This window comes from Shewanella waksmanii (genome assembly GCF_043643685.1).
Lineage (GTDB): Bacteria > Pseudomonadota > Gammaproteobacteria > Enterobacterales > Shewanellaceae > Shewanella > Shewanella waksmanii_A.
Map to the genome: position 1 here is coordinate 24,811 of NZ_JBHZSN010000004.1, position 13,120 is coordinate 37,930.

The window sequence follows — 13,120 nt, forward strand, 5'->3', positions numbered from 1 at the left end:
GTTATTGTTTCTTATCTATTTAAATACGTGAAAAAACGAGTTGCTGCCCTAGATATACCATAAAGATACATAAGCTTAAGTTCAGCGCAATATTCAAAAATGCTTTTATCCATTGTGCTGATTGGATCAGCAACAAGGTTTCATTTGAAAAAGTTGAAAAAGTCGTTAGTGCCCCGAGTAAGCCGACGCCAATCATTGCTTTGATTTCTGGACTGACTTCACTTACCTGACCTAACGCATATATGATCCCCATCATGAAGGACCCCAAAACATTGACGATAAGTGTACCAAATGGAAAACCGGAGCCAAATAGCGAAATCGCTAAAATTGAGATTAGATAACGAAAAACTGCGCCTATCGCGCCGCCCATAGCAACATAAAGAACATTAATCATATCTTTTACGCTCGCTTAACTGATCTAACTCATTTAACTGCTTGAGTTTAACACCGATCCTTTTTTCAAACCCGTGCTCAGTTGGATGATAAAACTGTGCAGTTTTTAACTCTTGTGGAAAATAATTTTCGCCAGCCGCATAGTGATGTAATTCATCATGAGCATAACGGTAGTCTTTTCCAAAGCCTTGCTCTTGCATCAATTGCGTTGGTGCATTTCGTAAATGGTGGGGAACTGGCAAATGCCCAGTTTCTTTTGCAGCCCGCCTCGCAGCCTTAAAAGCGGTATACACAGCATTACTTTTTGGCGCGCTTGCTAGATAAATCACCGCCTGTGCCAGTGCCCTTTCCCCTTCGGCTGGACCAACTCGATGAAAACACTCCCAAGCATTTAACGCCACGGTCATTGCTGTTGGGTCTGCATTGCCAATATCTTCTGAAGCGATTGCTAATAACCGGCGACCTATATATAGAGGATCGCAGCCACCTTCTAACATTCTGCAAAACCAATATAGAGCAGCGTCGGGTGATGAACCCCGTATAGACTTGTGAACGGCCGATATCAGATCGTAATATTGATCGCCGCTCTTATCAAAGCTCGCAAGGGATTGCCCTGCCACTTCAGTGACCAGCTCAGCAGTTAAGCTTTGACCGTCTTCAACCATGTCAGCCATTAATTCGAGTAAGTTTAATGCGCGTCTGGCATCGCCGTTACTCGCTTTTGCAAGCAAGACTGCAACATCTTGCTCTAATTGCAGCTTACGCTTACCTAATCCTCGCGTGTTATCACTTAGCGCTTGATGAACTATGTCAATCACTTCGTCTTCTTGAAGGCTTTTAATAATGTAAGTTCGAGCACGCGATAACAATGCATTATTGATCTCAAAAGATGGGTTTTCAGTGGTCGCGCCGACAAAGATAACGGTGCCATCTTCAATAAAAGGTAAAAAAGCATCTTGTTGGCTTTTATTAAAACGATGAACCTCATCAACAAATAATAACGTACGTTGCCCCCTAGATTGGGCCACACTTTTGGCATGTTCGATGGCGGCCCTAATCTCTTTGACTCCTGATGTTACTGCAGAAATTCGTTCAACATGCGCATTAGTATAATTAGCGACTAGTTCTGCCAAGGTCGTTTTACCTGTGCCAGGCGGCCCCCAAAACATCATAGAGTGGGCACGGCCAGACTCCAAAGCTACCCTTAATGGTTTGCCTTCTCCTAATATGTGAGACTGACCGACGTATTGTTCTAAGCTTCCTGGCCGCATCCTCGCTGCCAGTGGTCGAAAGTCAGGTGCAAAATCAAAGCTTAAGCTAGACAATGTTGATTAATCCACTGACTTTAAACGTTGATCGTCGATATCAACGCCTTCAGGTACCACAAAGTGAAAACGATTTCGTTCTGCATCAGTTATTGGACTTTGTTGCGCTAACACAAACTGGCTTAAATTACCTTGTTGATCTTCAAGCGCCATACTTGCAAGTGTTTCATCTTCAAAGCAAACCGACACTTTCACCACTGACGCATCAATTGATTTCGGCTTAATGTCAAAACAGCTGCCCTGTTGATTCACCTGGTAGCCTTGCCAAGTCGCTTCATCACGATGCACTAGCAACGCAATCGGTGAAGCATTGATTGCGTCATTAAGATCTAACACAGAAACCTCTTCAGCAAATGGGTTGTAAATCCAAACATCAGTGCCGTCGGCTACAATCAGAGATTCATCAGGTTGTTGTAGATGCCAATAAAACTGGTTGGGAACGGCCAAAGAAAACACCCCACGCCCTTGTTGTATTAATTTATCATTGACGTCAGTAACAGTTTGTTCAAATTTAGCCTGCAGCGTATCAAGGGTTGCAAGTTTACTCTTTAACGCTTGTGCGTCATCAGCAAGTATTTGCCCAGAAAAAAGCATTGGTAGTAATACTACACAGCCTTTTACTAAATATTTCATTTGGGGTCCTCATAGGCGTTAAAAGCGCCCTATTGATGGAATTCTATTAAAAATCTTTAGGCGGCGGAGGTGCTAAAACCTCACGATTGCCATTGTGTCCTTGTGGACTCACCACGCCGGCAGCTTCCATTTGTTCAATAATCCTAGCGGCGCGGTTATAACCTATTTTAAATTTGCGCTGCACACTGGATATTGAGCCTCTGCGGGTTTCGGTAACAAACGCGACAGCCTCATCATATAACGCATCTGTGTCTTCATCAGATACCGGCGCCTCGCCGGGTAAAAGCACCTGTTCACCTTCTGCACTGCCTTGTAAAATCTCATCGATATATTGTGGTTTACCGCGAGCATGCCAATCTGCCACTACAGCATGAACCTCATGGTCATCAATAAACGCGCCATGAACTCGAATAGGGACACTAGTACCTGGCGGTAAATAAAGCATGTCACCCATACCTAAAAGCGTCTCTGCTCCCTGCTGGTCTAAAATGGTTCTCGAATCGATACGCGATGAGACTTGGAATGCCATACGTGTGGGAATATTCGCTTTAATTAGGCCTGTGATAACATCGACTGAAGGTCGCTGCGTGGCAAGAATCAGATGAATACCTGCCGCACGGGCTTTTTGCGCAATACGGGCGATGAGCTCTTCAACTTTCTTACCGACAATCATCATCATATCGGCAAATTCATCAACAATAACGACAATTGACGGTAGCTTATCAAGCTCGGGAGCGGTTTCTTCCATGCCATCAGTTGAGCGCCATAATGGATCAGTAATCACCTCACCATTGTCTTTGGCTTGCTTAATTTTTGCGTTATAACCTTTAAGGTTACGTACGCCTAATGCTGACATTAATTTATATCTCCGCTCCATTTCACCTACGCACCAACGCAATGAATTTGCAGCTTCTTTCATATCAGTCACGACCTCACACAATAAATGTGGGATGCCTTCATACACCGAAAGCTCCAACATTTTGGGGTCAATCATAATAAAACGCACATCTTCGGGGCCAGACTTATACAGCAAGCTGGTGATCATCACGTTTACACCCACTGATTTACCGGAACCTGTCGTACCTGCAACTAGCAAATGTGGCATTTTACCCAAATCAACCACGACAGGCTCACCTGATATGTCTTGACCTAACACCATGCTTAAATGTGAAGAGTGATCAGCAAAAGCCTGACTATCTAGGACATCGCGCATAAACACCGTTTCGCGGAATTTGTTTGGTAACTCAAGACCCACATAAGCTTTACCTGGAATCACTTCAACGACGCGCACACTCTCTGCAAGAAGTGAGCGGGCTAGGTCCTTAGACAAGTTGGTAATTTTTGACGCTTTAACCCCTGGGGCAAGCTCAAGTTCAAAACGGGTTACCACTGGGCCTGGAAACACCCCAACGACCTTGGCTACAATATTAAAATCAGCGAGCTTGGCTTCAACAAGACGAGCGACCTGATCGAGCTCTTCTTGGCTTATCGGGTTACTCTTACGGTTAGGCACATCTAAAAGAGAAATTTCAGGCAATGGTGTTATAGGTTTAGCAGGTGCTTCGTTCTCACTACCTGGCAGTACCACGATTCCATCAACGATTTTAGCCTTATCTTGTTGTTTGTTTGGCTTGTTGTCTGTCGGTTTTGCACCACTTGACTGCGCTTCATTGAAATCGATGCTACTGTCTTCGTCCGTTAAATTGTCGTCAACATTAATATCAAGCGTTGGCTCAACTCGCTGCTCACTGTCATTAACTTCTTTTACTCGTCCTTGGGTGAATTCAGCCACATCAACGGGTTGTTCATCCGTTTCAAAGTCATCTGGTTGCGATTGCTCTGCTTGTTTTTCTAATTTACGTTGTTCTCGCTTCTCTTTAAATTTATCGACAACAGACATAAAACCGCGGGTATCTTCCGTTTCTGGTTCTCTATCAAATCGTTGTGGTAAGGCGATGATAGCCTTAACTAACCAAATAGTGGCAAACCCAGTTAGCTCAACAACGGTTAACCAGCTCACTCCAGTTAATAAGGTAAACCCAGCTCCGACAAAACATAAAAGCAGTAGTGTGGTACCGAGTTGATTAAAATATGGCAACATTGCTTGACCAATGACATCACCGCAAACACCACCTGCCGAGAAAGCGTAAATGTCATTGGCATTCATACTTGCAAGCGCTGCCAAGCTAAAAATGATTAGCAAAAAGCCTATTAATCTTAAGCCTACAGAAAAGTAATCAACTTCAAGAAGTTTATGGGTACGTTTAAACAATACCCATCCCGTTAATGCCATCACAATGGGAATAATGTATGCGGTGTAGCCAAACATATAAAACAACACATCAGCCATCCAAGCGCCTACCGCGCCGGTGACATTTTGTATCTCACCATCGAAATTTGATTGGCTCCAACCTGGATCTGAAGAGTGAAAACTACTTAATGCCAATAAAACATAGGTTGCGAGCATGCAGCACACGATAAGACCGCCTTCTAGAAGGCGTTGCACTCCGCTCAAGGTTTTAACACTATTTCCCTTAGACAAACGAAAACCACAGTAAATAAATGACAGGTAGGCTAAAGATACCAAAAAAGCCCAAAAATGTGCAGTGGTTTAACCTGACATGACAACAATTTAATCAATAAAAAAACTGATTGCGGAATAAACAAACTAAACCTACAAGTATCTGACAGGCATAAAAAAAGGAACCGCTAGGTTCCTTTTATTACTACAAAAGAAAATTAAGATTCTAATGTCACATTTATCGCGACTTTATTAGTTTGCTTAACTTCCTCCATTACCACGTATGTACGGGTGTCGGAGACAGAAGGTAATTTTAGTAACGTTTCACCTAATAGACGACGGTATGCTGACATGTCAGATACACGCGTTTTCAACAAGTAGTCGAAATCGCCTGATACAAGATGACACTCTTGAATGTCATCAAGTAACTGAACTGCACGGTTGAACTTATCGAACACTTCTGCTGTATCACGATTGAGCGTAATTTCAACGAATACGAGTAGTGAAGCGCCGAGGAAATGCGGGTTCACTAGTGCAGTATAACCGTTGATATAACCTTGTTTCTCAAGTCTTTTAACCCTTTCCAAACAAGGTGTAGGACTTAGCCCTACTCGCTTTGAAAGTTCTACATTGGAAATGCGACCATCAATTTGCAATTCATTAAGTATGTTACGATCTATACGATCTAAGTCTTTTATAGGACTCTTTTTATTATTAACCATATTATTAACCTTGTTTTATCACTAAAACAATATTTATTGCTACGTATGTCAAAACTTCAGCAGCATTAACTGCTGAACTGATACTATACTAGATTTCCCTGAAACAATCACGTTCAGGACACGACAAAATAACAATTTGACCCAGAAATCATGGGTTTTTATGCAATTTGAGGCTTGAAGATGATAATTGGTGTACCTAAAGAAATCAAAAACCACGAATATCGTGTAGGCATGGTTCCATCAAGCGTTCGTGAACTAACAGCGAAAGGTCATGAAGTTTTTGTAGAAACCAATGCGGGATCAGGTATCGGTTTTAGTGATGAAGATTACGTCAATGTAGGTGCAGTTATTTTAAACACTGCTGCTGAAGTATTTGCAAAATCAGAAATGATCGTGAAGGTAAAAGAACCTCAAGCAGTTGAGCGTGCTATGTTACGTGAAGACCAATTGCTATTTACCTATTTGCACCTAGCCCCTGACCTACCTCAAACAGAAGATTTAATTAAAAGCGGTGCAGTCTGTATCGCTTATGAAACAGTAACCGATGATCGCGGAGCGCTACCCCTACTCGCCCCAATGTCTGAAGTTGCTGGTCGTATGTCTATCCAAGCTGGCGCCATGGCTCTAGAAAAATCTAAGGCTGGCCGTGGTATGTTGCTTGGTGGTGTACCAGGCGTAGAGCCTGCTAAAGTCGTTATTATCGGTGGCGGTATGGTAGGAACTAACGCAGCTCAAATGGCCGTTGGCCTTGGTGCTGATGTCGTTATTCTAGACCGCAGTATTGATGCACTGCGTCGCTTAAACGCTCAGTTTGACAATAAAGTTAAAGCGATTTACTCAACTGCTGATGCAATTGAAAAGCATGTTTTAGAAGCCGATCTTGTTATTGGTGGTGTACTTGTTCCTGGTGCAGCAGCACCAAAACTGGTGACTAAAGAGCATATTGCTAACATGAAACCGGGTGCCGCAATTGTTGACGTTGCGATTGACCAAGGTGGTTGTATTGAAACCTCACATGCAACAACTCACCAAGATCCAACCTATATTGTTGATGACGTTGTTCACTACTGCGTTGCTAACATGCCTGGTGCTGTTGCTCGTACTTCAACCTTTGCCCTTAATAATGCGACCTTACCGTACATTATTAAACTAGCAGACCTTGGATACCGTAAAGCATTGTTGGCAGATAAACACCTGCTTAATGGTCTTAACGTAATGCACGGTAAAGTAACCTGTAAAGAAGTTGCTGAAGCACTAGATTTTGAATTTGTAGAGCCAACAATTTTACTTAACTAATTGTTTTATGTTGATTTGTAAAAGGGAGCTCTAAGCTCCCTTTTTTCGATTAGCTTAATCTAAAAGAATATATAGCCAAGCCTTTACCCTTCCAGCTAAATTTCCTACAATCGCTGCAATTCGCTAAAGGCACGGAGAAAATAATGAGCCAAGCTAGACATTGTAATTTACTAATTTTGGGCTCTGGCCCAGCAGGTTATACTGCTGCGGTATACGCTGCTCGAGCTAACTTAAAGCCTGTTCTGATAACAGGCATGCAGCAAGGTGGTCAATTAACCACCACAACAGAAGTTGAAAACTGGCCAGGCGATGCCGACGATTTAACTGGCCCAGCGCTAATGGAACGCATGCAAAAGCATGCCGAAAAATTTGAAACAGAAATTCTGTTTGATCATATCAATGAAGTGAATCTTCAACAGCGCCCTTTCCAGCTAAAAGGCGACAGTGGCGAATACACTTGTGATGCTTTAATCATTTCAACCGGTGCATCTGCCATGTACCTTGGTCTTGAATCAGAGGAAGCATTTAAAGGTAAAGGTGTATCTGCATGTGCTACATGTGATGGTTTCTTCTATCGTAATCAGAAAGTTGCTGTTATTGGTGGTGGTAACACTGCCGTAGAAGAAGCGCTTTACCTAAGCAACATTGCTTCAGAAGTACACCTTATTCACCGTCGCGATACTTTCCGCAGTGAAAAGATCTTAACCAAGCGTTTGATGGATAAAGTCGAGAATGGCAATATCATTCTCCATCTAGACAACACCTTAGATAAAGTTGTCGGTGATGATATGGGTGTGACCGGCTTAAAGATGAAAAGCACTAAAGATGGCAGCATTAAAGAAATCGATGTAATGGGTGTCTTTGTTGCTATTGGTCACAAACCAAACACGCAAATGTTTGAAGGCCAACTAGAAATGAACCATGGCTATATTAAAGTCCAAAGTGGTTTAGAAGGTAATGCGACCCAAACCAGCATTGAAGGTGTATTTGCTGCTGGTGATGTTATGGACCAACATTACCGCCAAGCTATTACCTCTGCGGGGACCGGTTGTATGGCCGCTCTCGACGCAGAAAGATACTTAGATGCTAAATAAATCATCTTAAAATACTTCAAAAGCGAGCCTATGCTCGCTTTTTTTATTTATCGAATTTGTCAGCCATAAAAAAAGGGACCCAAAGGTCCCTTTCAATCAGTCACAATAACTAATTACTTAGCTAGTGCTTCTTTTGCTTTTTCAACTAAAGTTGCAAAAACAACTTTGTCGAATACAGCGATATCTGCCAAAATCTTACGATCGATTTCGATAGACGCCTTTTTCAGACCGTTGATGAAACGGCTGTAAGACAGACCATTTTGACGAGAAGCCGCATTGATACGTGCAATCCATAGTTGACGGAATTGACGTTTCTTCTGACGACGGTCACGGTAAGCATATTGACCAGCTTTAGTTACAGCTTGAACTGCAACGCGGTAAGTACGAGAGCGAGCTCCGTAATAACCTTTGGCTAATTTAAGTACTTTCTTGTGACGAGCACGAGCGGTTACACCACGCTTAACTCTAGGCATTGTTCTTTACTCCTCTAATTAAGCGTATGGTAGTTGACGTGCGATTGCTGGCACATCAGACTTTGCAACTAAACATTTAGCACGTAAGTGACGTTTACGCTTAGTGCTCTTCTTGGTCAAAATATGACGTAAATGGGCTTGTTTGCGCTTGAAACCATTAGCGGTTTTCTTAAAACGCTTTTGTACACCCTTGTCTGTTTTCATTTTAGGCATTGCTAAAACTCCGCATTGGGACAATTAATAAAACGCAAGGCGAGCAGAGACCTTAAAAGACCCCTGCTACTTTTCTGGTTGCCCTACTATTTCTTTTTCGGCGCAAGAACCATTACAGCTTGGCGACCTTCCATTTTAGGGAAAGACTCCACCACTGCTAACTCAACCAAATCGTCTTTGATACGATTCAAAAGATTCATACCTAAGCTTTGGTGAGCCATCTCACGACCACGGAAACGCAGCGTTACTTTCGCTTTGTCGCCGTCATCAAGAAAACGCTTCAGGTTGCGTAGTTTTACCTGATAGTCGTTTTCATCAGTACCGGGACGGAATTTAACTTCCTTCACCTGTATCTGTTTCTGCTTCTTCTTTTGTTCCTTTTGGGCCTTAGCCTTATCAAATAGGAACTTTCCGTAGTCCATTATGCGACATACAGGTGGCTCAGCATTAGGGCTAATTTCCACAAGATCTACACCCGCTTCATCAGCTAGGTCTTGTGCTTCCCTGATACTAACAATACCAATAGTTTCACCGTCTAAACCGTTCAAACGTACTTCTGATACGCCGGTAATAAGTTCGTTAATTCTATTTGCAGCCGCCTGGCGTCCTGCTGTTTTTTTGATCTTTATGACCTAATCCTCCAACAAATTGAGACTACGGAGCGAAATTTGTTGTTTGACTTTAGCAGCGAAATCATCGATTCGCATTTTACCTAAGTCAACGCCGTCACGTGTTCGCACCGCAACTTCCCTATTTTCCATCTCTTGATCACCAACGACCAATAAATAGGGGACACGCCTTAACGTGTGCTCGCGTATTTTAAAGCCAATTTTCTCATTCCTCAAGTCTTTCGATGCACGAATTCCTTGTTCTTTGAACAAATTGACCACTTCATCTACATAATCTGACTGTTTATCTGTGATATTCATCACAACTGCTTGCGTTGGCGCAAGCCAAGTTGGGAATTTACCAGCGTACTCTTCAATCAAAATACCGATGAAACGTTCTAGCGATCCGAGAATCGCTCGGTGGATCATTACCGGAATATGACGTTCGCCGTCTTCACCAATAAAGCTTGAGCCTAAGCGGCCAGGCATAGAGAAGTCTAATTGAATCGTACCGCATTGCCACTCACGACCTAAGCAATCGTGTAAAGTAAATTCAATTTTCGGGCCATAGAATGCGCCCTCACCTTCTTGGATTTCATACTTAAGCCCGTTAGCGGTTAACGCATCAGCAAGTGCTTGTTCTGATTTATCCCATACTTCATCACTGCCAACGCGTTGTTCTGGACGCGTTGAAAGTTTAATTTCAATCTCTTCAAAACCAAATGTTTTGTAGGTATCGAAGACCATTTCAATACATGCACTAACTTCTTGCTGTATTTGTTCTTCAGTACAAAATACGTGAGCATCATCTTGAGTGAAAGAACGAACACGCATCAGTCCATGCAATGAACCCGATGGCTCATTACGGTGTACTAAACCGAATTCTGCCATACGATAAGGTAGGTCACGATAAGACTTAAGACCTTGGTTAAAGATCTGTAAGTGACCTGGGCAGTTCATCGGTTTAACGGCGTAGGTACGTTTTTCTGACTCGGTTGAGAAAATCATGTCACCATACTTATCCCAGTGACCTGACTTTTCCCACATGCCGACATCAAGAATCAACGGAGCACGTACTTCTTCATAGCCATATTTATCTAATTGACCACGCATAAAGGCTTCTAAGTCTTTAAACAGACTCCAACCATTAGCATGCCAAAAGACCATTCCCGGCGCTTCTTCTTGCCAGTGGAATAAATCTAATGCTTTACCAATTTTACGGTGATCACGCTTCGCCGCTTCTTCTAAACGGGTTAGATGCGCTTTAAGCTGCTTTTTGTCAGCCCATGCTGTACCGTAGATGCGCTGTAGCATCTTGTTGTCAGAATTACCGCGCCAGTATGCACCAGCTACACTCATTAATTTAAAATGATGGCAAAACTTCATATTAGGCACGTGTGGACCACGGCACATATCTACGTATTCTTCATGATGATAAAGTGCTGGCGAATCATCCTTACTGATATTTTCATCAAGGATCGCCACTTTATATTCTTCGCCGCGCGCTTCAAATGTATCACGCGCTTCTTGCCAAGAAACTACACGCTTATCGACTGCATAGTTTGTTTTTGCAAGCTGCAGCATACGTTTTTCTAATGCATCGATGTCTTCTTGAGTCAACTTATGCTCTAAGTCGATGTCATAATAGAAGCCGTTATCAATAACAGGACCAATAGCCATCTTGGTTTCTGGCCAAAGTTGCTTGATTGCATGGCCTAATAGGTGTGCGCAAGAATGGCGAAGAATTTCAACACCGTCTTCATCTTTAGCGGTAATGATTGAAAGTTCTGCGTCCTCAGCAATTAGGTCACAAGCATCTTTTAGCTCACCATTTACTCGTCCAGCGATACAAGCTTTAGCAAGACCAGGACCAATATCAGCGGCAACATCGTATGTAGAAACAGCGTTGGCGAATTCGCGCTTACTGCCATCGGGAAGTGTAATTACAGGCATGAAATTTCCTTTATCCAGTGGTGACCCCTACGTAGGGCCACTTGGTAATGTATTTAAGTGTGTGTCGCGTCTATGGAGCAAAACATACTCGAGTTTTGATATTCCAAAGTGCGAACCCAACATTCTAGGGATCTAACCACGTTTAGGCAAGCGCTTATCTCAGCTTTATCCCGCATCCATAGTGTTAGCTGTATCCATCAGGATACGTTAACTAAGTTCATAATTTACTCATCGTTTTGTCATTTTGTTGTCAACTAAAGTCAGCACAATCACCACCATCATTGATAAATTGTATGATTAATAGTTATGTTGAATACGATGATTCTTACGAGCGCCTTAATTAATAGTCAAAATACAGAATTGCTTGAGCAAGCAAAACACCAAACTGCACTAGTAGAGAGCAATGTCCAAGAAACACTCGATGATAAGCACATATACTCGGGCGAACTGTGGCTAGAGTTAGACCATGCAATAGGCGAACAAATGGATTTATTGGTAGAACTCGCCTCTCCTTCCCCGTCAGCAACACCTGCAGAAGTGGTGATGGTAATTGATTAATCAGACAGCTAATTAAGGATATTGAACTTAAGCGCACTAAAGCGAGGTACACTCGGCGCTTAGTGCAAATTCCAATCACTTCTTCTACAACGAATTACCATTTCAAGTAAATGGCTAAAGGTGTGGTAGCATCTTCACTAGGTTACATCAATTAGTGAGGTCATCATGCCAACTTGGGCGCTAATCACTGGCGGCGCGCTGCGTATAGGTAAAAGCCTATGCCAACAGCTCCATGCACACGGATATAATGTCATCGTTCATTACAACAATAATGGCGATGCTGCACATCGCCTAGCGACAAGTCTAAACAGCATAAGACCCGATTCCGCAGCGACTACTCAAGCGGATCTCGCTGACCCAAACGACATTCAGCGACTCATCGAGCATGTTAACGCACACTATCCAGATCTTGCAGTCCTAATAAACAATGCATCCGTGTTTTACCCCAATGACATGAAGCAGCTTGCTAAACAACAAATAGATGATGTTTTATCGGTAAATCTTGTTGCACCAATAACATTAGCATCGGGTTTAAGTCAGGTAATAGGCCAACAACAGGGCGCGATTGTCAACTTAATTGATATCCATGGAGACAAACCTTTAGCTGGTCATGGACTATACTCAATTTCAAAGGCTGGCTTGAAAATGGCGACATTAACTCTCGCTCAAGAGTTAGCCCCTGACGTTCGAGTTAATGGGGTTTCGCCAGGCGCGATTCTTTGGCCAAAAGAAGGTAGCGATGAACAAATCAGTCAGGTAGTTAACTCAATCCCATTGGGTAAGCCCGGCACCGTTAAAGATATTACCGATGCGGTGATGTTTTTAGTGCAAGCGCCATACATAACGGGGCAAGTGATTAATGTCGATGGTGGCAGAAGCGCAGTGGGTTACCAAGGAGCAGTCTAATGAAACTGATCAATAAAACCATAAGTTGCCCACATTGTGGACATCATCAACATGTAGATATAGATACAAGTGGCAATGATCAAGAATATTACCAAGATTGTAAAATTTGCTGTAACCCGATCCACTTTCGAACCCACTTAGACAGGGTGCACCAAAAACTCACCATTTTTATCGATGATGACGATGAACAGTATTACTAATCCTTTATATTGGGCGCTTATATTAGTTAATAAAATTAGCCACTTAGATGATAAAGGTGATTGACAGCGAGATAAAATTAGCGCCAGTTTGATCTATAAATAAATACGCTAAGACACAAAAAGGACGCAAAAAAGAAGCAAAAAAGATGGCTAGACACGTTAACCGTGGGCGTTAGATCCGCTTTAGCCCCGTTAATAAACCAGTTAACCTGTTCTTTTATCGTA

At 42.7% G+C, this 13,120-nt stretch carries 14 protein-coding genes; 5 read left to right on the top strand and 9 right to left on the bottom strand.

The features are described from left to right. Nucleotides 1-19: 19 nt before the first annotated feature. The 5 genes from crcB to lrp form a co-directional block, all read right to left on the bottom strand. Complete coding sequence (crcB, locus tag ACHUFW_RS07000; RefSeq protein ID WP_394201761.1) at nt 20-394, bottom strand: fluoride efflux transporter CrcB; 375 nt, start codon at nt 392-394, stop codon at nt 20-22. Next, the gene (locus tag ACHUFW_RS07005; RefSeq protein WP_394201763.1) at nt 387-1,718 is read right to left on the bottom strand and encodes a replication-associated recombination protein A; all 1,332 of its coding nucleotides are present in this window, start codon (nt 1,716-1,718) and stop codon (nt 387-389) included. The genes crcB and ACHUFW_RS07005 overlap by 8 nt, the downstream gene beginning before the upstream one ends. 6 nt (nt 1,719-1,724) lie before the next feature. Continuing rightward, nucleotides 1,725-2,351, bottom strand: coding sequence for an outer membrane lipoprotein periplasmic chaperone LolA (gene lolA, locus ACHUFW_RS07010; protein WP_394201764.1), 627 nt, complete (start codon nt 2,349-2,351; stop codon nt 1,725-1,727). A 46-nt stretch (nt 2,352-2,397) separates the two neighbouring features. Then, a complete protein-coding gene (locus tag ACHUFW_RS07015) occupies nt 2,398-4,893 on the bottom strand; it encodes a DNA translocase FtsK (RefSeq protein WP_394201765.1) in 2,496 nt (831 codons plus the stop codon). A 197-nt stretch (nt 4,894-5,090) separates the two neighbouring features. Then, nucleotides 5,091-5,594, bottom strand: a complete 504-nt coding sequence (gene lrp / locus ACHUFW_RS07020) for a leucine-responsive transcriptional regulator Lrp (RefSeq protein ID WP_394201767.1) — start codon at nt 5,592-5,594, stop codon at nt 5,091-5,093. A 180-nt stretch (nt 5,595-5,774) separates the two neighbouring features. Here lrp and ald point away from each other — a divergent pair, with 180 nt between their 5' ends. Together ald and trxB are read left to right on the top strand one after the other, a co-directional pair. Further along, the gene (gene ald / locus ACHUFW_RS07025) at nt 5,775-6,890 is read left to right on the top strand and encodes an alanine dehydrogenase (RefSeq protein WP_394201769.1); all 1,116 of its coding nucleotides are present in this window, start codon (nt 5,775-5,777) and stop codon (nt 6,888-6,890) included. Between the two features lie 143 nt (nt 6,891-7,033). Further along, nucleotides 7,034-7,984: a thioredoxin-disulfide reductase gene (trxB, locus tag ACHUFW_RS07030; RefSeq protein ID WP_394201771.1), complete on the top strand. Its 951-nt coding sequence runs from the start codon at nt 7,034-7,036 to the stop codon at nt 7,982-7,984. A 113-nt stretch (nt 7,985-8,097) separates the two neighbouring features. Here the strand turns inward: trxB and rplT are convergent, their stop codons facing one another. From rplT to thrS, 4 genes are all read right to left on the bottom strand, one after another. After that, on the bottom strand, nt 8,098-8,457 hold the full coding sequence (gene rplT, locus ACHUFW_RS07035) for a 50S ribosomal protein L20 (RefSeq protein ID WP_028775125.1): 360 nt from the start codon (nt 8,455-8,457) through the stop codon (nt 8,098-8,100). Between the two features lie 18 nt (nt 8,458-8,475). Beyond that, the gene (gene rpmI / locus ACHUFW_RS07040) at nt 8,476-8,670 is read right to left on the bottom strand and encodes a 50S ribosomal protein L35 (protein ID WP_011865828.1); all 195 of its coding nucleotides are present in this window, start codon (nt 8,668-8,670) and stop codon (nt 8,476-8,478) included. Between the two features lie 86 nt (nt 8,671-8,756). Beyond that, a complete protein-coding gene (gene infC, locus ACHUFW_RS07045) occupies nt 8,757-9,299 on the bottom strand; it encodes a translation initiation factor IF-3 (protein WP_394202251.1) in 543 nt (180 codons plus the stop codon). Between the two features lie 3 nt (nt 9,300-9,302). Further along, the gene (gene thrS / locus ACHUFW_RS07050) at nt 9,303-11,231 is read right to left on the bottom strand and encodes a threonine--tRNA ligase (protein ID WP_394201772.1); all 1,929 of its coding nucleotides are present in this window, start codon (nt 11,229-11,231) and stop codon (nt 9,303-9,305) included. Nucleotides 11,232-11,537: 306 nt separating this feature from the next. Between thrS and ACHUFW_RS07055 the strand changes: the two genes are divergently transcribed. The 3 genes from ACHUFW_RS07055 (at nt 11,538) to ACHUFW_RS07065 (ending at nt 12,895) form a co-directional block, all read left to right on the top strand. Continuing rightward, complete coding sequence (locus ACHUFW_RS07055; protein WP_394201774.1) at nt 11,538-11,789, top strand: hypothetical protein; 252 nt, start codon at nt 11,538-11,540, stop codon at nt 11,787-11,789. Between the two features lie 165 nt (nt 11,790-11,954). Continuing rightward, a complete protein-coding gene (locus ACHUFW_RS07060) occupies nt 11,955-12,695 on the top strand; it encodes an SDR family oxidoreductase (protein ID WP_394201775.1) in 741 nt (246 codons plus the stop codon). Beyond that, nucleotides 12,695-12,895 (top strand): CPXCG motif-containing cysteine-rich protein, encoded by a 201-nt coding sequence (locus ACHUFW_RS07065; RefSeq protein ID WP_394201776.1) that lies wholly within the window; start codon nt 12,695-12,697, stop codon nt 12,893-12,895. The genes ACHUFW_RS07060 and ACHUFW_RS07065 overlap by 1 nt, the downstream gene beginning before the upstream one ends. Nucleotides 12,896-13,120 lie beyond the last annotated feature (225 nt).